This window comes from Streptomyces sp. NPDC001220 (assembly GCF_053597895.1).
Genome location: NZ_JBSFJE010000017.1, coordinates 135,875 through 154,393 on the forward strand (window position 1 = coordinate 135,875; position 18,519 = coordinate 154,393).

Annotated in this window: 17 protein-coding genes and 5 tRNA genes; 17 read left to right on the plus strand and 5 right to left on the minus strand. The window is 70.2% G+C overall.

All coding sequences use genetic code 11. From position 1 onward, the window contains the following. Window positions 1–6: 6 nt before the first annotated feature. Window positions 7–3,939 carry a nitrate- and nitrite sensing domain-containing protein gene (locus ACWDGI_RS34675; RefSeq protein ID WP_450765950.1) on the minus strand — a complete coding sequence of 1,311 codons (3,933 nt, stop codon included), beginning with the start codon at window positions 3,937–3,939 and terminating at the stop codon, window positions 7–9. 573 nt (window positions 3,940–4,512) lie between these two features. On the opposite strand from ACWDGI_RS34675, the gene ACWDGI_RS34680 reads away from it, so the two are divergent. From ACWDGI_RS34680 to ACWDGI_RS34720, 9 genes are all read left to right on the plus strand, one after another. Next, a complete protein-coding gene (locus ACWDGI_RS34680; protein WP_450766083.1) occupies window positions 4,513–4,701 on the plus strand; it encodes a hypothetical protein in 189 nt (62 codons plus the stop codon). Window positions 4,702–4,833: 132 nt separating this feature from the next. Further along, the gene (locus ACWDGI_RS34685) at window positions 4,834–5,619 is read left to right on the plus strand and encodes a fumarylacetoacetate hydrolase family protein (RefSeq protein WP_450765952.1); all 786 of its coding nucleotides are present in this window, start codon (window positions 4,834–4,836) and stop codon (window positions 5,617–5,619) included. Continuing rightward, window positions 5,612–7,096: a glutamate--tRNA ligase gene (gltX, locus tag ACWDGI_RS34690; protein ID WP_450765954.1), complete on the plus strand. Its 1,485-nt coding sequence runs from the start codon at window positions 5,612–5,614 to the stop codon at window positions 7,094–7,096. The genes ACWDGI_RS34685 and gltX overlap by 8 nt, the downstream gene beginning before the upstream one ends. A gap of 143 nt (window positions 7,097–7,239) precedes the next feature. Continuing rightward, complete coding sequence (locus tag ACWDGI_RS34695; RefSeq protein ID WP_450765956.1) at window positions 7,240–7,962, plus strand: HAD family hydrolase; 723 nt, start codon at window positions 7,240–7,242, stop codon at window positions 7,960–7,962. A gap of 91 nt (window positions 7,963–8,053) precedes the next feature. Beyond that, window positions 8,054–8,125 (plus strand) — tRNA-Gln (locus ACWDGI_RS34700). Window positions 8,126–8,164: 39 nt separating this feature from the next. After that, window positions 8,165–8,237, plus strand: a tRNA-Glu gene (locus ACWDGI_RS34705). Window positions 8,238–8,259: 22 nt separating this feature from the next. After that, a tRNA-Glu gene (locus ACWDGI_RS34710) sits at window positions 8,260–8,332 on the plus strand. A gap of 21 nt (window positions 8,333–8,353) precedes the next feature. Then, window positions 8,354–8,425 (plus strand) — tRNA-Gln (locus ACWDGI_RS34715). Window positions 8,426–8,469: 44 nt separating this feature from the next. Further along, a tRNA-Glu gene (locus tag ACWDGI_RS34720) sits at window positions 8,470–8,542 on the plus strand. A gap of 68 nt (window positions 8,543–8,610) precedes the next feature. Here the strand turns inward: ACWDGI_RS34720 and ACWDGI_RS34725 are convergent. Next, a complete protein-coding gene (locus ACWDGI_RS34725) occupies window positions 8,611–9,255 on the minus strand; it encodes a MerR family transcriptional regulator (protein ID WP_450765958.1) in 645 nt (214 codons plus the stop codon). An 88-nt stretch (window positions 9,256–9,343) separates the two neighbouring features. On the opposite strand from ACWDGI_RS34725, the gene ACWDGI_RS34730 reads away from it, so the two are divergent. After that, a complete protein-coding gene (locus ACWDGI_RS34730) occupies window positions 9,344–9,853 on the plus strand; it encodes a DUF4188 domain-containing protein (protein WP_450765960.1) in 510 nt (169 codons plus the stop codon). A gap of 235 nt (window positions 9,854–10,088) precedes the next feature. On the opposite strand, the gene ndgR is transcribed toward ACWDGI_RS34730, so the two are convergent. Further along, a complete protein-coding gene (gene ndgR / locus ACWDGI_RS34735) occupies window positions 10,089–10,805 on the minus strand; it encodes an IclR family transcriptional regulator NdgR (protein ID WP_003993203.1) in 717 nt (238 codons plus the stop codon). Window positions 10,806–11,010: 205 nt separating this feature from the next. Here ndgR and leuC point away from each other — a divergent pair, with 205 nt between their 5' ends. The 4 genes from leuC (at window position 11,011) to ACWDGI_RS34755 (ending at window position 14,317) form a co-directional block, all read left to right on the plus strand. Next, window positions 11,011–12,441 (plus strand): 3-isopropylmalate dehydratase large subunit, encoded by a 1,431-nt coding sequence (leuC, locus tag ACWDGI_RS34740; protein WP_450765962.1) that lies wholly within the window; start codon window positions 11,011–11,013, stop codon window positions 12,439–12,441. 6 nt (window positions 12,442–12,447) lie between these two features. Continuing rightward, window positions 12,448–13,041 (plus strand): 3-isopropylmalate dehydratase small subunit, encoded by a 594-nt coding sequence (gene leuD / locus ACWDGI_RS34745; protein ID WP_450765964.1) that lies wholly within the window; start codon window positions 12,448–12,450, stop codon window positions 13,039–13,041. Between the two features lie 288 nt (window positions 13,042–13,329). Next, window positions 13,330–13,563, plus strand: coding sequence for an SCO5555 family protein (locus ACWDGI_RS34750; protein ID WP_450765966.1), 234 nt, complete (start codon window positions 13,330–13,332; stop codon window positions 13,561–13,563). A 136-nt stretch (window positions 13,564–13,699) separates the two neighbouring features. After that, a complete protein-coding gene (locus ACWDGI_RS34755; protein WP_360484765.1) occupies window positions 13,700–14,317 on the plus strand; it encodes an HU family DNA-binding protein in 618 nt (205 codons plus the stop codon). 93 nt (window positions 14,318–14,410) lie between these two features. Here ACWDGI_RS34755 and ACWDGI_RS34760 read toward each other — a convergent pair whose 3' ends face one another. Both ACWDGI_RS34760 and cofC read right to left on the minus strand, forming a co-directional pair. Then, the gene (locus tag ACWDGI_RS34760; RefSeq protein ID WP_450765968.1) at window positions 14,411–14,614 is read right to left on the minus strand and encodes a hypothetical protein; all 204 of its coding nucleotides are present in this window, start codon (window positions 14,612–14,614) and stop codon (window positions 14,411–14,413) included. A 9-nt stretch (window positions 14,615–14,623) separates the two neighbouring features. Next, window positions 14,624–15,262, minus strand: a complete 639-nt coding sequence (gene cofC, locus ACWDGI_RS34765) for a 2-phospho-L-lactate guanylyltransferase (protein ID WP_450765970.1) — start codon at window positions 15,260–15,262, stop codon at window positions 14,624–14,626. 177 nt (window positions 15,263–15,439) lie between these two features. Between cofC and ACWDGI_RS34770 the strand changes: the two genes are divergently transcribed. Genes ACWDGI_RS34770 through ACWDGI_RS34780 form a run of 3 tightly spaced genes read left to right on the plus strand, consistent with a single transcriptional unit; the run spans window position 15,440 to window position 18,428 of the window. After that, window positions 15,440–16,204, plus strand: a complete 765-nt coding sequence (locus tag ACWDGI_RS34770) for a lysophospholipid acyltransferase family protein (protein ID WP_450765972.1) — start codon at window positions 15,440–15,442, stop codon at window positions 16,202–16,204. Beyond that, window positions 16,201–17,211, plus strand: a complete 1,011-nt coding sequence (locus ACWDGI_RS34775) for an NAD(P)H-dependent glycerol-3-phosphate dehydrogenase (RefSeq protein WP_450765974.1) — start codon at window positions 16,201–16,203, stop codon at window positions 17,209–17,211. Before ACWDGI_RS34770 ends, ACWDGI_RS34775 begins: the two co-directional genes overlap by 4 nt. Window positions 17,212–17,270: 59 nt before the next feature. Next, the gene (locus ACWDGI_RS34780) at window positions 17,271–18,428 is read left to right on the plus strand and encodes a D-alanine--D-alanine ligase family protein (protein ID WP_450765976.1); all 1,158 of its coding nucleotides are present in this window, start codon (window positions 17,271–17,273) and stop codon (window positions 18,426–18,428) included. Window positions 18,429–18,519: the final 91 nt, after the last annotated feature.

Genomic DNA, 18,519 nt, shown 5'->3' on the forward strand with positions numbered 1-18,519 from the left:
ACTCAACTAACGCTCCTGCTGGTGAGTGGGGCTCGGGAAGCTGCCGGTCTGCGGGCCGGTGCCGGCCTGCCGTCCCTGCGCGATACCCCGACGGAGATTGGTCAGCCGGCCGCGGACGTCATCAGGCGCACGCGAGACCTGCGGACCGGTGTGGTGCTGTTGCTGCTGAGCCGTGCCCGGGACGAGGTTCGCCCTGGGCACCCGGCGCGGCAGACCGGAGGTGGTGACACCGCCCGCCGCCGGCTGCCGTACACGCTCCGCCTGCCGGACGAGGTCGTCGTTCGGGGAGGTGCGCCAGGCTGCCTGCGCGGGACGCTGGGGGGCCGCGGCGGCCGGGGCCGGCGGCTGGGCGGGAACGGGCGGGACCGGCGCCGAGCCGTTTCCGTGGCCGTTGCCCTGCGAGTGCTGCTGTTCCTGCTGACCGCCGTGGAACCAGTTGGTCTCCAGCGTGTCGTACAGCGGGGTACGACCGTCGCCGGGACCGCTGGCCGGCGGCAGCGCCTCGGGCTCCTGACGGGCCGGCGCGACCGGCGGACGCTGTGCCGCGCCGAAGTCCATACCGCGGCCGTTGGTCCCCGGACGCTCGAACTGGCCCGTGTTGTGCTGGCCGTTGCCGTTCTGGCCGTTGGCCGCGTAGCCGTTCTGGTGGCCGGGCAGGGCGTGCTGGCCGGTCGAGCCGCTGTCGTAGGACGGAGCGGCGAACTGGCCGGTGGAGCCGTTGTCGTAGCCCTGCGGGGCGGCGTACTGGCCGGTGTTCTGGGAGCCGCCCTGCGGGCCGGCCTGCCTGCCGAAGACGTCGGAGCGGACGAACTGCCCCGAGTCCTGCTGGCCGTTCACGTTGGGACGCGGGAAGGATCCGGTGTCCTGCGGCCCGTTCGCGCCGGGACGGGGGTACGAGCCGGTGTCCTGCTGGCCGTTCACGTTCGGGCGGGGGAAGGATCCGGTGTCCTGCGGTCCGTTCGCGCCGGGGCGGGGGAAGGAGCCCGTGTCCTGCGGTCCGTTCATCCCCGGGCGGGGGTACGAGCCGGTGGACGACGGCCCCTGCGGGATCGCCGGCATCTGCGAGGTGGCGCCCAGGTCCTGCCGGTCGTCGACGCGGGGCATCGGCGCGGTGTGCGACGGGTCCTGCTCGTCGTGGCCGCGCGGGGTGTCCAGCGAGGCACGGGAGAGCGGCGGCTGGGCGTTGTCGTCGCTCCAGCTGGGCCTGCCCTGCTGCGGGTTGCCGCCGGGCAGCTCGGCCCGCGGGCCACCGCGCGGCGGCAGCTGGGGCTGACGGCCCTGGTCGGAGGGGGAGGCGGAGCGCTGCGGCGGGACCGGGCCCCGGTTGCCGAAGGCGTCCTGACCGCCGAAGGGGTCCTGCCGGTTGCCGAACGCGTCCTGGTCGCCGAAGGCACCGCCGCCGCCGTTGGGCCGGCCCTGCGGGGGAGCCGCCGGACCCTGCTGGCCGCGGGTACCGCCCGGCGCGCCGGGACGGCCGCCGTTCGGGCCCGCGCCGGGCAGCGCGGCCCGGGGACCCTGGCCCGCGCCGACCTGGCCGCGGGGCGCAGCACCGGCGCCGAGCAGTCCGCCGCCGGAAGGGCCGCCGGAACCGAGGGCGCCGCCGCGGGCACCGGCGGCACCGCCGCCGAGGGCCGGGGCGGGGGCACCCGCACCGAGCGAACCGCCGGCACCGCCCTGACCGCCGCGGCGGGCCGCGGCCGCACCGGCGGCCGCCTGCGCGGCGGCCGGACCGCCGGACGACGCCGGGGCGCCGGGCTTGCCGGGAGCGGGCTTCTTGCCGCCCTGGGCGACGTCGACGGGAAGCATGACCAGCGCGGTCGTACCACCGGAGTCGGAGGGACGCAGCTGGATGCGGATGCCGTGGCGCTGGGACAGCCGGCCGACCACGAACAGACCCATGCGGCGGGAGACCGAGACGTCCACGGTGGGCGGCGAGGCGAGCCGCTCGTTGATCGCCGCGAGGTCCTCGGGGGAGAGGCCGATACCCGTGTCGTGGATCTCGATCAGGACGCGGCCGTCGGGCAGCGCGTGACCGGTGACCTTGACCTTGGTCTGCGGCGAGGAGAACGAGGTGGCGTTCTCGAGGAGCTCGGCGAGCAGGTGCACGAGGTCGTTGACCACACGGCCGGCCACTTCGGTGGTCGGAACGGCGGCCAGCTCGATGCGTTCGTACTGCTCCACCTCGGACGCGGCGGCGCGGAGCACGTCGACCAGCGGGACCGGGCGGGTCCAGCGGCGGCCGGGCTCTTCACCGGCGAGGACGAGGAGGTTCTCACCGTTACGGCGCATACGCGTCGCGAGGTGGTCGAGCTTGAAGAGGGAGGACAGCTGGTCCGGGTCGGCCTCGCGGGACTCCAGCTCGGAGATGAGCGAGAGCTGGCGCTGGATGAGGCCCTGGGAGCGGCGCGAGAGGTTGGTGAACATCGCGTTGACGTTGCCCCGCAGCAGGGCCTGCTCGGCGGCGAGGCGGACCGCCTCGCGGTGCACGTCGTCGAAGGCCGCGGCCACCTGGCCGATCTCGTCCCGGGAGTGCACACCGACCGACTCCACGGACGTGTCGACGTCCTGCGGGTCGGACTCGGACAGCTGCTTGACCAGCTCGGGCAGCCGGTCCTGGGCGACCTTGGTGGCGGTCTCCTGGAGGCGGCGCAGCGAGCGGATCATGGAGCGCGCCACGATGAAGGCGCCGACCAGCGACACGCCGAGGACCAGCAGGATCAGCGCACCGGAGATGATCGCTTCCTGCTCGGAGGAGGACCGCAGCTCGCGGGCCTTCTGCTCCATGTCCTCGAGCAGCGTGTGCTCGATCTTCTTCATCTGGTCGATCTTGGTCGAGCTGTCGTCCACCCAGTCGAGGTACGACCGCTTGGACAGCTCGTTCAGACCGTTCTGGGCGCCCAGCGCGCGCTTGGCGTAGGTGTTGGCGGACTCGATCGTCGGGTTGTTCTCGTCGACCGGCTTGAGCAGCTCGGCCGCGTTGCCCGCGTAGATCTTCCGGAAGATCGTCAGTTCGGAGGTCTCGCTCTCCTGGGCCGACTCGCCGTACAGGCGGTCGTTCTCGGAGAGGTTGCCGAAGTTCGTGTTGTTGGCGGGCAGGGCCGCGGCGATGACCGCTCGCTGCACCGACGCGTACTCCTTGGCGGTGGAGAACGCCGCCAGGGCGCGGGTGCGCTGGATCATCTCCGGGTTGCTGGAGGCCTGCGCCATGTCCTGCGAGAGGTCGATCAGCTGGGTGATCAGCCGGTGGTAGGCCTCGACCGTCTGGGTCGAGTTCTCCTTCTGCTGATAGGCGTCCTTGCGGATCTTCGCCAGGTCGTCCAGCTGGCCGGCCAGACCGACGAGGCTGTCGCGGACGCCCTGGAGCTGACCGTTCTTGCTCGCGGTGTCGATTTCCTCGGAGGCGTTGAGGAAGTTGTCGCGGGCGCGGTCGGTCTTGTCCTCGTAGCCCTTGACCCCCGGGCTGGTGGGCGACTGACCGTGCGCCAGCGGACCGGCCGACTGGTCGCGCTCCTCCTGGAGCGCGGCGGCCAGCTCGGTGGCCTGCTTGGTCATGTCGGTCAGCAGCTTGATGTTGTCGAGCTGCTGGATGCTGTCGAGCGACTGGTTGATGCGCACCGCGCCCAGCGAGGTCGCCGCCACCACGGGGAGCGCGAGCAGCGACACCAGGCGCGTGGAGATGCGCCAGTTGCGCAGGGCTATCCGCGAGCCGGGGTTGGACGGTCCCTTGGCGGGCTTGACCGCGGGCGTCGGTGTGGCGGTCGGCTGGGGGCCCGAGGATGCCGACACGGCGGGGCGCCCGGGGCGCTCGCCACCGTCACCACCGCCGGCCGGGGCCGGGCCCGGGTTCTGGGCGTGCTGGGGCGAGGAACCGCGGTCGGTCCCGCCGTGCGCCTCCGGCTCTGCCGGAGCGCTGCCATCCCTCTTGAAACGTCCCTGCACTAGCGTCGCAACCTCTGGACCAGGCGCCCCTCCGCTGAACGGAGAGACACGGTGTCGGCGTTGATAGGGGGGAGCGCCCTGAATGCGCGCCCCCTGTTGGTCGTGAGTGTGACCGGCGCTGGCTCCCCCTGTCTCGCCGCCACCCGGCGCTGCGTTGCGCCCCCTGCGCGCCGGCTGGATCCCGCGGCGGTCCGTGGAATTCCAGCACAGTGCAGGATCTCCAACAAGGGCCGTGGACCGAGCTGTGACCTCCGTGACAGCGCGTGAGTGACACGTTACGAGATGTCGAAGTCGATCGCGTACATAACGGACGTATCCCTGCCAGTCGCAGGCGCGTCACACGTGTCCCAGTCGCCATGATCAGGAGCGGAATGACAGCTTCAGTTCGCCAATGTCCGTTTCGTTGCGGTGACTTGCCGGTCTGGAATGCCCGTTTTGCCCTCGGCTTCGTGAGCAAACTCACACGCCGATCACCGCTACTTGGCGGCTTCCGCCGGGAATTCGATGTTTAGCCTGGCGCTTTACAAGAGGGAAGTCTCTGCCAACCGACACATGACGGGGTCCACGACAACCGTGAAGACGACGATGATGTTCCGCAACATAGCCAACCCCCGGCGTACCACCCTGGCCCACCTCAAGGACGCCGAGGAACTGCAGACCCCCGAACTGCCCGAGCACTCCCTCGACCTCCCCGCCCAGACGGCCAACCCGCGGCGCACCATCCTCATGGAGATCCCGGCCACGACCTCGGCAGCCGAGTAGCCGCCGGTACGGGTCACGGCCGCCGTTCACCCACTCACCCGGTCACCGGGCTGTTTTCACGGCGGCCACCCCTTACCGCGTTAGCCTGGGGTGTCAGACTCCAGCCGGCTCAGTGAGGGGCGCAAGGATCCCGTGCGCATCGCCAGGTTCTCCATCGACGGGAACGTCGCCTTCGGCGCCGTCGAGGGCGACAAGCAGGACGAACTCGTCCTCGACATCATCAAGGGCATTCCGTTCACGGACTTCGAGCTCTCCGGCACGAAGGTCCCGCTGAACAAGGTACGGCTGCTGCCGCCGGTGCTCCCCAACAAGGTCGTCGCCTTCGGCCGCAACTACGCGGAGCACGCGAAGGAGCTGGGCAACGAGGTCCCGGACGCCCCCTTCGCCTTCTTCAAGCCGTCCACCTCGGTGATCGGCCCCGGCGACGAGATCCAGTACCCCCCGTTCTCCCAGGACCTCCACCACGAGGCCGAACTGGCCGTGGTCATCGGCCGTATGTGCCGCGAGGTCCCGCGCGAGCGCGTCCAGGACGCGATCTTCGGCTACACCTGCGCCAACGACGTCACCGCCCGCGACGTCCAGAAGCGCGAGAAGCAGTGGGCCCGGGCCAAGGGCTTCGACACCGCCTGCCCGCTCGGCCCCTGGGTGGAGACGGACATGGACCTCTCCACCGCCTCCGACCTGACGATCCAGCTCACCGTCGACGGCGAACAGCGCCAGCTCGGCAGTACGAGCGAGATGATCCACCCCATCGCGGACCTGATCGTCAACATCACCGAGGCCATGACGCTGCTCCCCGGCGACGTGATCCTCACCGGCACCCCGGCAGGGGTCGGCCCCCTCAACGTCGGCGACGAGGTCGCCGTCACCATCGAAGGCATCGGCACTCTCACCAACAAGGTTGTCAAGCGTGGCTAGCGCACCCGACCCCGCCGTCCGAGTACGGTTCTGCCCCTCGCCCACCGGTAACCCCCATGTGGGCCTGGTCCGCACCGCCCTGTTCAACTGGGCGTTCGCCCGGCACCACCAGGGCACGCTCGTCTTCCGCATCGAGGACACCGACGCGGCCCGCGACTCCGAGGAGTCCTACGGCCAGCTGCTCGACGCGATGCGCTGGCTGGGCTTCGACTGGGACGAGGGCCCCGAGGTCGGCGGCCCGCACGCGCCGTACCGCCAGTCGCAGCGCATGGACATCTACGCCGACGTCGCCCAGAAGCTGCTCGACGCCGGCCACGCCTACCGCTGCTACTGCTCCCAGGAGGAGCTGGACACCCGCCGCGAGGCCGCCCGCGCCGCCGGCCGGCCGTCCGGGTACGACGGCCACTGCCGCGACCTCACCGAGGAGCAGGTGGCGGAGTACAAGGCCCAGGGCCGCACCCCGATCGTCCGCTTCCGGATGCCCGACGAGACGATCACCTTCACGGACCTGGTCCGCGGCGAGCTGACCTTCACCCCGGAGAACGTCCCGGACTACGGCATCGTCCGCGCGAACGGCGCCCCGCTCTACACGCTCGTCAACCCGGTCGACGACGCCCTGATGGAGATCACCCACGTCCTGCGCGGCGAGGACCTGCTCTCCTCCACCCCGCGCCAGATCGCCCTCTACAAGGCGCTGACCGAGCTCGGCATCGCCCAGCGGATCCCGGCCTTCGGTCACCTCCCCTATGTCATGGGCGAGGGCAACAAGAAGCTCTCCAAGCGCGACCCGGAGTCCTCGCTCAACCTCTACCGCGAGCGCGGCTTCCTCCCCGAGGGCCTGCTGAACTACCTCTCGCTGCTCGGCTGGTCGTTCTCCGCGGACCAGGACATCTTCTCGATCGAGGAGATGGTGGCCGCCTTCGAGATCTCCGACGTGAACCCCAACCCGGCCCGCTTCGACCTGAAGAAGTGCGAGGCGATCAACGCCGACCACATCCGTCTGCTGGACGTGAAGGACTTCACGGAGCGCTGCGCGCCCTGGCTGAAGGCCCCCGTCGCCCCCTGGGCCCCGGAGGACTTCGACGAGTCCAAGTGGCACGCGATCGCCCCGCACGCCCAGACCCGTCTGAAGGTCCTGTCGGAGATCACCGACAACGTCGACTTCCTGTTCCTGCCCGAGCCGGTCTCCGACGAGGCCAGCTGGGCGAAGGCGATGAAGGAGGGCAGCGACGCCCTGCTGGTCACGGCCCGCGAGAAGCTGGAGTCGGCCGACTGGACCTCTCCGGAGTCCCTGAAGGAGGCCGTCCTGGCCGCCGGCGAGGCCCACGGCCTCAAGCTCGGCAAGGCCCAGGCCCCGGTCCGGGTGGCGGTCACCGGCCGCACGGTCGGCCTGCCGCTCTTCGAGTCCCTGGAGATCCTGGGCAAGGAGAAGACGCTGGCCAGGATCGACGCGGCCCTGGCGAAGCTGACCGCGTAACCCGCAGGCGTACGTGAGGGGCGTTACCCGGAGTCTCCGGGTAACGCCCCTCACGCGCACCCGAGTCCGCTTCTGCCCGTGGCCGCACCCCGACCGGCACGACGGCTCCGGGCGGGCGGCGCCCGCCGGGTACCGTCGGTGCCATGACGATCAGGGCCGTGGTGTGGGACGTCGACGACACCCTCTTCGACTACACGAGTGCCGACCGCGAGGGCATGCGGGCGCATCTGGCGGCGGAGGGGCTGCTCACCGGCCGGGAGAGCGCGGAAGCGGCGCTGGTGCGGTGGCGGGAGATCACCGACGAGCAGTGGGCGCGCTTCGCGGCGGGCGAGATCAGCTTCGAGGGACAGCGGCTGGACCGGGTACGGGTGTTCCTGGACAGGGAGCTCACCGACGACGAGGCCGGCGCCTGGTTCCGCCGGTACCGGACCCACTACGAGGCCGCCTGGACCCTCTTCCCGGACGTCCTGCCCGCCCTGGACGCGCTCGCGGCCAGCCACCGACACGCCGTGCTCTCCAACTCCAGCTTTCACGTCCAGGACCACAAGCTGCGCACGCTCGGTGTCCACGACCGCTTCGAGGCGATCCTCTGCGCCGCCGAACTGGGCGTCTCCAAGCCCGAGGCCGGTGCCTTCCTCGCCGCCTGCGCGGCGCTGGAACTCGCTCCGCACCAGGTCGCGTACGTCGGCGACCACCCGGAGATCGACGGACGCGGTGCCGCGGACGCCGGACTGCTGTCCGTCTGGCTGGACCGGCACGGGACCGGGAGCGCGCCGGCCGGCGGTCACCGGATCGGCTCCCTCGCCGAACTGCCCGCGATCCTCCGCGCCGATACCCGTTTTGGAGCCCCGTCCACCTTCAGGTAATGTTCTTCCTGCGCCGCCGGGGAGCGGGCCGAAAGGCCGGAACCGGAGGCGCGAAGCTAGAACAAGATCCCCTCAGGGGCTTGCGTTCCAGTGGCCTATGGTGTAATTGGCAGCACGACTGATTCTGGTTCAGTTAGTCTTGGTTCGAGTCCAGGTAGGCCAGCTCGCAGAGCTCATCTGCACGCGCGGATCAGATCCGCAAGCCCCCGTTGTGTAGCGGCCTAGCACGCTGCCCTCTCAAGGCAGTAGCGCCGGTTCGAATCCGGTCGGGGGTACGGTGATCGAAGGATCGCTAGGGCCCCCGTTGTGTAGCGGCCTAGCACGCCGCCCTCTCAAGGCGGTAGCGCCGGTTCGAATCCGGTCGGGGGTACGAACTGGTCTAAACCATCATTGGTCTATGGTGTAATTGGCAGCACGACTGATTCTGGTTCAGTTAGTCTTGGTTCGAGTCCAGGTAGACCAGCTCGGATCTGCGGCGGTGTAGTTTTAAACGCTCGTAAGATCCACGCCCCCGTTGTGTAGCGGCCTAGCACGCCGCCCTCTCAAGGCGGTAGCGCCGGTTCGAATCCGGTCGGGGGTACAGGAGAGAAGCGCGAGGCCCCTCACTTCGGTGAGGGGCCTTCGTCGTACCGCCGTATGCCGTCCCGCTCACTCGAAGCCGTAGCGGCGGGCCGTCTCCTCCTCCTGGGCCAGCCGGTGCAGCGCCTGGAGCATCGGCTCCACCAGGACCGCGCTGGCCACCGCGGCCTCCACCTTCTCCTCCTCCGACGGACGCGTCTCCAGGAAGTCCAAGTCGGTGATGGCCGCCTGGTGCATCAACTTCGCGTGTGACACGAGGAGTTCGGCGTCCCAGTCGTACCCGAGCCGGCGGAACGCGGCCACCGCGACGACCAGCTGGCGGTACGCGGGGGAGATGGTCGTGAGCTGCTTGGCGTTCTCCCAGCCGAGGACGTCCAGCAGTTTCCCGACCTCCCGGTGCGCGCTCTGCACGAACTCGTCCTCCGCGTCCGGCTCGGGCACCTGCGGCAGCGCCCACAGTGCGGCGCCCACTCTGATCGTGCGGCCCAGTGAGCCGTCGTCGACATGCCCGAGCACCTCGCGGACCGTGGCGACGGGGATCCGTCCCACCTGGATCATCGCCCGCACCAGCCGCAGCCGTCGCAGATGCTCCTCGTCGTACTCGGCGGTGGTGGCGTTGACCTGGCGGCCCGGCGGCAACAGCCCTTCGCGCAGGTAGTACTTGATCGTCGCGGCGGACACACCGCTGCGCTCGCTCAGCTGGGCAAGCCGCATGCCTTGCGCCCCCTCTTGGTAAGTGCCACTATCCAAGCACCCAAGAAGGATAGTGCTGCTATCCGATGAGGATCCGGGGGGCGTCGTCATGTTCGCGAAACCGATTCCGGGCCGGATGACCGCGGCGCGTGAGGGCGACGCGGTGGTCCTGCTGATCGGCATGCGCATCAACCACTTCTGGGCGCTCCACCAGTGGCTCCCGGTCGCGCTGTCGATGTTCCGCATGCTGCGGGAGCTCGAACGGGACCCCGGCCGGGGGCTGCTGGGGCGCATCCTGCTGACGGCTTCGCCGCGGACGTACTACGTCGTCCAGTACTGGGAGTCCAAGGAGAAGCTGTACGCGTACGCGAGCTCGCCCGACCTGTTCCACCACAAGGTGTGGGGCGTCGTGAACCGCAAGGAGCGGGCGGGGAAGCTGCACGGGCACGTGGGGCTGTGGCACGAGGCGTACGTGGCACCGGAAGGCTCGTACGAGTCGATCTACTTCGACATGCCCCGCTTCGGGCTGGGCGCGGCGAGCGGGGTGGTGCCGGTGGAGAAGCGCGGGCGGTACGCGAAGGACCGGTTCGCTCACCGCTCCGGGGGTGCAACCCCTTAGGGGCGCGGGGAACCGCGCGATCAGCCACGACGGCGTCGCGGACGGCCGGCGGCCGGTGGTGGCGCATGCTCCGCCGTGGGGGCTGCGGTCACTGGGCGGGTGCGGGCAGTGTGTGGCCGGCCGCGCCCACGCGGCGGTAGCCGCACATCGATACAGCCTCGCGCCCCCAGGGGGTCGCACTTCCGTCGGAAGAGACCTGCCGCGGCGTTGAGGCCGGCCTCTTCCCACGGGAGGGTCAGCCCGTGCGGCGCAGTGCCTCGGAGAGGCGGCCCGCCGCGTCGATCACGGCCTGGGCGTGCATGCGACCAGGGTGGCGGGTCAGGCGCTCGATCGGGCCGGAGACGGAGACGGCCGCCACCACCCGGTTGGAAGGGCCGCGCACCGGCGCCGACACCGAGGCGACCCCCGGCTCACGCTCGCCGATGGACTGGGCCCAGCCGCGGCGGCGGACACCCGACAGGGCCGTCGCCGTGAAACGGGCGCCCTGGAGGCCGCGGTGCAGCCGCTCCGGCTCCTCCCAGGCCATCAGGATCTGCGCCGAGGACCCGGCTTTCATCGTGAGCGTCGAGCCGACCGGGACCGTGTCCCGAAGGCCGGACAGGCGTTCCGCCGCGGCCACGCAGATCCGCATGTCCCCCTGGCGTCGATAGAGCTGCGCGCTCTCACCGGTGATGTCCCGGAGGTGCGTGAGCACCGGGCCCGCCGTCGCGAGCAGGCGGTCCTCGCCGGCCGCCGCGGCCAGTTCCGCGAGTCGGGGGCCGAGAATGAAACGGCCCTGCATGTCGCGTGCCACCATGCGGTGGTGTTCCAGGGCCACGGCCAGCCGGTGGGCCGTGGGCCGTGCCAGTCCGGTTGCCCCGACCAGACCCGCGAGGGTGGCCGGACCGGACTCCAGAGCGCTCAGGACAAGGGCCGCCTTGTCCAGAACGCCGACGCCGCTACTGTTGTCCATGCAACGATACTCACGTCTCACTCTGTGAAACGCAAGTTCAATTTCCCGTGGAACGCGCCACCCTGGAATCAGACAGTGGCCCGCAGACCAACGGGCCCGGCGGCGGACGCCCGGAACCACGACTTCAGGGGCCCGGAGAACGGGCAGCCGCTACCTCAAGATCTCTAGTTGGGCCGGTGCACGTCTGCCGGCCGGAGGGAAAGCGATGGGTAGGACACTCGCGGAGAAGGTCTGGGACGACCACGTCGTCCGGCGCGCCGAGGGCGAGCCCGACCTCCTCTTCATCGATCTGCACCTGCTGCACGAGGTGACCAGCCCGCAGGCCTTCGACGGCCTGCGTCAGAACGGCCGGCAGGTGCGCCGCCTCGACCTCACCATCGCGACCGAGGACCACAACACCCCCACCCTCGACATCGACAAGCCCATCGCGGACCCGGTCTCCCGGGCCCAGCTGGAGACGCTGCGCAAGAACTGCGCCGAGTTCGGCGTCCGGCTGCACCCGCTGGGCGACATCGAGCAGGGTGTCGTGCACGTGGTCGGCCCGCAGCTGGGTCTGACCCAGCCCGGCACGACCGTCGTCTGCGGCGACTCCCACACCTCCACGCACGGCGCCTTCGGCGCGCTCGCGTTCGGTATCGGCACCTCCCAGGTGGAGCACGTGCTGGCCACCCAGACGCTGCCGCTGGCCCGCCCGAAGACCATGGCCATCACGGTCGACGGCGAGCTGCCCGAGGGCGTCACCGCCAAGGACCTGATCCTGGCGATCATCGCCAGGATCGGTACCGGCGGTGGCCAGGGCTACATCCTGGAGTACCGCGGCTCCGCCATCGAGAAGCTCTCGATGGAGGCCCGCATGACCATCTGCAACATGTCGATCGAGGCCGGCGCCCGCGCGGGCATGATCGCCCCGGACGAGACCACCTTCGCGTACATCAAGGGCCGCGCCCACGCCCCCGAGGGCGCCGACTGGGACGCGGCGGTCGAGTACTGGAAGACGCTGAAGACGGACGACGACGCGGAATTCGACGCCGAGGTGCACATCGACGCCGCCGCCCTCTCGCCGTTCGTCACCTGGGGCACCAACCCCGGCCAGGGTGCGCCGCTTTCGGCACAGGTCCCCGACCCGGCTTCGTACGAAGACGCTTCGGAGCGCCTCGCCGCCGAAAAGGCCCTGGAGTACATGGGGTTGGAGGCCGGCCAGCTGCTGCGCTCCATCAAGGTGGACACCGTCTTCGTAGGCTCGTGCACCAACGGCCGTATCGAGGACCTGCGCGCCGCGGCCGCCATCGTCGAGGGCCGCAAAGTCGCCGACGGCGTACGGATGCTGGTCGTCCCCGGCTCCGCGCGGGTCGGTCTGCAAGCCGTCTCCGAGGGCCTGGACGTCGTCTTCAAGGACGCCGGTGCCGAATGGCGGCACGCGGGCTGCTCGATGTGCCTGGGCATGAACCCCGACCAGCTGGCACCGGGGGAGCGCTCCGCGTCCACCTCCAACCGCAACTTCGAGGGCCGGCAGGGCAAGGGCGGCCGCACCCACCTGGTGTCGCCGCAGGTCGCGGCCGCCACGGCCGTCCTGGGCCACCTGGCCTCGCCCGCCGACCTGTCCGACGCCGACGTTCGTACGCCCGCTGGAGTCTGATCAGCCATGGAAGCATTCACCACGCACACCGGCCGGGCCGTCCCGCTGCGCCGTTCCAACGTCGACACCGACCAGATCATCCCTGCTCACTGGCTCAAGAAGGTCACCAGGGACGGTTTCGAGGACGGGCTGTTCGAGGCCTGGCGGAAAGATCCCGAGTTCGTGCTCAACCGGCCCGAGCGGCAGGGGGCGACCGTCCTGGTCGCCGGCCCCGACTTCGGCACCGGATCCTCCCGTGAGCACGCCGTCTGGGCGCTGCAGAACTACGGCTTCAAGACCGTCATCTCGTCCCGCTTCGCGGACATCTTCCGGGGCAACTCGCTGAAGAACGGCCTGCTCACGGTGGTTCTGGAGCAGAAGATCGTGGACGCGCTCCAGGAGCTCACGGAGAACGACCCGCAGGCCGAGATCACCGTCGACCTCCAGGCCCGCGAGGTGCGCGCCGAGGGCATCACCGCCTCCTTCGAGCTGGACGAGAACTCCCGCTGGCGGCTGCTGAACGGGCTGGACGACATCTCCATCACCCTCCGGAACGAGGCCGACATCGCCGAGTACGAGGCCAAGCGGCCCTCGTACAAGCCGCGGACGCTCCAGGCCTGATCCGGAGCCCGCTTCCGGCCTGATCGACCACATCTGAATACGGCTGGTTTCAGCCACCGCGCCACCCCGTCTGTACCCCCGATCGCCACGATTGGGGGTACAGCCATGTCTGCACCCGAACGGACGCTCGCGTTGTCGCAGGTCTTGCCAACTTCCCACGTTAGGACGGATGTTGTGGGGGTACGTGAGTGCTGTGTCCGCGGCTTCCGCAAGTGCCCGGAAGGCCATTTGAGGCGGCAGTTGCCCCCTGCGCAGGCGACAACTCGCCCCAGATGGCACAATCTGTGCATGGAACACGACGGCCAACTCCAGCTCTATACGGCGGTCGCGGACCAACTGAAGGAAGCGCACACAACAGTGCGCGCACTGCAAGTCCCGGAGGGCGTACGGATGGCGCTGACCCGGAAGCTGCTGGTCATTACGGCCGCGGCCAAGCACGACATCGCCGAAGCGGCAAGGCGGCTGGAACGGTTCAATGCGGACCTCGACGAGGGTCGATTCCCTGACGAGAACGCCGACTGAACCGTCCTGGACGACCGAGTCCGTTGCGGCACAAGGGTGATAAGCCCGTTTCGTGTTTGATTTGCGGTATATATCTGCCTAACGTGCGAAAAAGCTTGAACACTTTCGTTCTGGCGATGTCTCCGAAGGGGAAGACGTGAACAAGGCGCAGCTCGTAGAAGCGATTGCCGACAAGATGGGCGGCCGCCAGCAGGCGGCCGAGGCCGTCGACGCGGTCCTGGACGCCATCGTCCGCGCGACCGTCGCGGGTGACCGGGTCTCGGTCACGGGCTTCGGGTCCTTCGAGAAGGTGGACCGCCCGGCGCGTTACGCCCGCAACCCCCAGACGGGCGAGCGGGTTCGGGTCAAGAAGACCTCGGTGCCGCGCTTCCGTGCCGGTCAGGGCTTCAAGGACCTGGTGAGCGGCTCGAAGAAGCTGCCGCGCGGCGGCGAGGTCGCGGTCAAGAAGGCGCCCAAGGGCAGCCTGACCGGCGGCGCTTCCGCGACGGTCAAGAAGGCCGCGGCGAAGAAGGTCACCGCCAAGAAGGCGACCGCGGCGGCCAAGAAGACCACCGCGAAGAAGACGACGGCGAAGAAGACCACGGCCGCCGCCGCGAAGAAGACCACGGCCAAGACCACCGCCAAGAAGACCACCGCCACGGCGAAGAAGACGGCCGCGAAGAAGGCTCCGGCCAAGAAGGTCACCGCCAAGAAGGCGCCGGCCAAGAAGTCGACGGCGCGGAAGGCCACCGCCAAGAAGACGGCTGCGCGCTAGGCAGCGGGGCCTCGGGGTACTCACGCGACGGGCCGGACTCCTGGGGGAGTCCGGCCCGCGGTGTGTTCGGCGTGTGCGGCCTCGTTTCCCGCCTCAGAGAGTCTGCAAGGTCACCAGGGTGATCCGGAGGCCCTCGCCGGAGCCCTCCGTCTCTATGCGCACCCGCTGACCCGGCCTGAGCAGGCGCAATCCACCCGCGTCGAAAGCCGCCCCGTCGAAGGGCACCGGGGTCCCGTCGTCCAGGAGCACCTGGCCGCCGCGGGTCTCGGGGTCGTACGTGTACGCGGTCGCCTGCATGACGGCAGCCTACTGGTCCGGAATCAGCAGGCGCGCCGCCGCTGCCGCCGTGCGCGGGCCCACGCCCAGGGCCAGTGCCGTGCGCAGGTCCGCGCCGGTGTCCACGTCCTGCCGTACCGACTCCACACCGGCCAGTCGCAGTTCCGCGGCGCCCGAGGCGGTGTGCCGGGCGCGGGAATCCGGGCCGAATGCGGGCGCCAATTCATTGCCGGGAGTCGCGGCCAGCAGGGTGGTGCCGATTGCCGCCGCGTCCGGGAGAAAAGCGCGCGGGAATTCCGCGGCCGCGTCGAGCACCCGGGACAATTCCAGCGGACGGAGCGCCGGCAGATCGGCGTTCAGCGCGGCCACCGCGCTTTCCGGGCGCGCCGCGCGCACGACCGCCGCGCCGTGCCGCAGAGCGGCGTTCAGACCGCTTCCCGGCGTGTCCGGGACGATGCGCGCGCCCAGCGCCGAGAGCTCGCGCCCGGCCAGCGTGTCGTCCGTGACGACCGCCACATCCTTCACCGCCTGGCAGGCCAGCGCCGCGGCCACCGTGTCCTGGGCGAAGGCGAGGGCCAGTCCCGGACGCAAACCGTCCGTCGCGGTGTCCGCGAGCCTGCTCTTGGCTCGCGCCAGGGGCTTCAGGGGTATCACCAAGGTCCACTGCACCGACGTACCGTCCCTCCCTCGTTGCCTCATTGTCACCCGGGCCCCGAGGCAGGCGCGGCAGCGAGGCGTACGGTGTTCCTCGACAGACCGGCGGACCGGGGCGACACTTCTCCCGGCCCCCTCTCCGGGAGAAGAAGTCCCGGAGACCGGGAAGAAGTCCTAGAGGAAGGTGTGCGCGTGCCCCGCCGGAGAATCGGCTTCTGGTACCGCTTCGCTGCGGTGCTCTGCAAACCGCCGCTGGTGGTCCTGATCAAGCGGGACTGGCGCGGAATGGAGAACATTCCGGCCGAGGGCGGATTTATCACCGCGGTGAACCACAATTCCCACATCGACCCCTTCGCCTACGCGCACTATCAGTACAACACCGGGCGCGTTCCGCGATTCCTGGCGAAGAGCGGGCTTTTCAAGAAGGGATTCGTCGGCGCCGCCATGCGGGGCACCGGCCAGATCCCCGTCTACCGCGAGTCCACCGACGCCCTCAGCGCCTTCCGGGCCGCGATCGACGCCGTGGAGCGCGGCGAGTGCGTGGCTTTCTACCCTGAGGGAACGATCACCCGCGACCCGGACCAGTGGCCCATGACGGCCAAGACCGGTGCCGCCAGGGTGGCCCTGCAGACCAAGTGCCCGGTGATCCCGGTCGCCCAGTGGGGCGCCAACGAACTGCTGCCGCCGTACGCGAAGAAGCCCAAGCTGCTGCCCCGCAAGACCCACCACGTCCTCGCCGGTCCGCCGGTCGACCTCTCGCGCTTCTACGACAAGGACATGACCCAGGACCTCCTCAAGGAGGCGACCGAGGTCATCATGGCCGCCATCACCCGCCAGCTGGAGGAGATCCGGGGCGAGAAGGCCCCCGAGACCCCCTACGATCCACGCCAGGTGCGGATCGAGCAGCGGCGCCGGACGCGTGCGCAGAGCGGTCTGGAAGAGGAGAGCGGCAAGTGAGCAAGCCTGCCAAGGCGGCGGTCTTCAGCGCGGGTTCGTGGGGTACGGCCTTCGGGATGGTGCTCGCCGACGCCGGGTGCGACGTCACCCTGTGGGCGCGGCGGGCGGAGGTGGCCGAGGCCGTCAACTCCGGCCGTACCAACCCCGACTACCTGCCCGGCGTGGAACTCCCCGAGAACCTGCGGGCCACGACCGACCCCGCCGAGGCCGCGGACGACGCCGACTTCACGGTCCTGTCGGTGCCGTCCCAGACCATGCGCGCCAACCTCGCCGACTGGGCGCCGCTGCTCGCGCCCGGCACCGTCCTGGTGTCCCTCATGAAGGGCATCGAACTCGGCACCACCATGCGGATGAGCGAGGTCATCGCGGACGTCGCCAAGGTCGGCCAGGACCGTATCGCGGTCGTCACCGGCCCCAACCTGGCCCGGGAGATCGCGGCCCGGATGCCGGCCGCCGCCGTGGTCGCCTGCACCGACGACACCGTCGCCCAGCGCCTCCAGGCCGCCTGTCACACGCCGTACTTCCGGCCCTACACCAACACCGACGTCATCGGCTGCGAACTGGGCGGCGCGGTCAAGAACGTCATCGGGCTCGCGGTCGGCATCGCCGACGGCATGGGGCTCGGCGACAACGCCAAGGGCTCGCTGATCACCCGCGGCCTCGCCGAGACCACCCGCCTCGGTGTCGCGCTCGGCGCCGACCCGCTGACCTTCGCCGGCCTCGCCGGCCTCGGCGACCTGGTGGCGACCTGTTCCTCGCCGCTGTCCCGCAACCACACCTTCGGCACCAACCTCGGCAAGGGCATGACCCTGGAGGAGACCATCGCGGTCACCCGGCAGACCGCCGAGGGCGTCAAGTCCTGCGAGTCCGTGGCGGATCTGGCCCGCCGGCACGGCGTGGAGATGCCGATCACCGAGACGGTGGTCGACATCGTGCACGAGGGCAAGCCGCCGGTGGTCGCCCTCAAGGAGCTCATGTCGCGCAGCGCGAAGCCCGAGCGACGCTGAGCGAACGCACCCCGCCGACGCTGTATCGGGCCTCTACCACCGGGTACTCTCATCGCGATATGAGCACCGAGAACCTCCCCCAGAGCCCTGAGCAGCCCGCTCGCAAGCCGCGTGTGGCCGTCGTGTTCGGCGGTCGCAGCTCCGAGCACGGGATCTCCATGGTCACCGCCGGAGCCGTCCTGAGCGCCATCGACCGGACGAAGTACGACGTCCTGCCGATCGGCATCACGAGGGAAGGCCGCTGGGTGCTCACGGCCGACGAACCCGAACGCATGGCGATCAGCGACCGCCGTACGCCCGAGGTCGGCGACCTGGCCGAGTCCACCGAGGGCGGCGTGCTGCTCCCCGTCGACCCGGCCAACCGCGAGGTCGTCTACAGCGAGCCCGGCTCCGTGCCCAAGGCGCTCGGCGAGGTCGACGTCGTCTTCCCGATGCTGCACGGCCCCTACGGCGAGGACGGCACCCTGCAGGGCCTCCTGGAGCTCTCCGGCGTTCCCTACGTCGGCTCCGGCGTGCTCGCCTCGGCCGTCGGCCAGGACAAGGAGTACATGAAGCGGGTGTTCACCTCGTTCGGGCTCAAGGTCGGCCCGTACCTGGTGGTCCGTCCCCGCGAGTGGAAGCAGGACGAGTCCGCCGCCCGCAAGCGGATCGTCGACTTCGCCGGCGAGCACGGCTGGCCGCTGTTCGTGAAGCCCGCGCGGGCCGGCTCGTCGATCGGCATCACCAAGGTCGACGACCTCTCCGGTCTGGACGAGGCGATCGTCACCGCCCAGGCCCACGACCCGAAGATCCTGGTCGAGGCGGCGCTGCGCGGCCGTGAGATCGAGGTCGGCGTCCTGGAGTTCGAGGACGGCCCGCGCGCCTCGGTCCCGGCCGAGATCCCGCCGGCCGACACGCACGCGTACTACGACTTCGAGGCCAAGTACATCGACTCCACCCCCGGCATCGTCCCGGCCCCGCTGACGCCCGAGGAGACCGCCGAGATCCAGGCGCTCGCGGTGGACGCCTTCGAGGCCGCGTCCTGCGAGGGCCTGGTCCGCGCGGACTTCTTCCTCACCGAGGACGGCGATTTCGTGATCAACGAGATCAACACGATGCCCGGCTTCACTCCGATCTCGATGTACCCCCAGATGTGGCAGGCGACGGGCGTCGGCTACCCGGACCTGATCGACCGCCTGATCCAGGCAGCGCTGAACCGTTCAACCGGGCTTCGCTAGGAAACGCCCCGCACCGAAGCGCCCCGAAAGGGGCGCGGGGCCGTGTGCGACACGCGGCTCCGCCGCGCGGGCGCGGCCGGCCACGACGCAC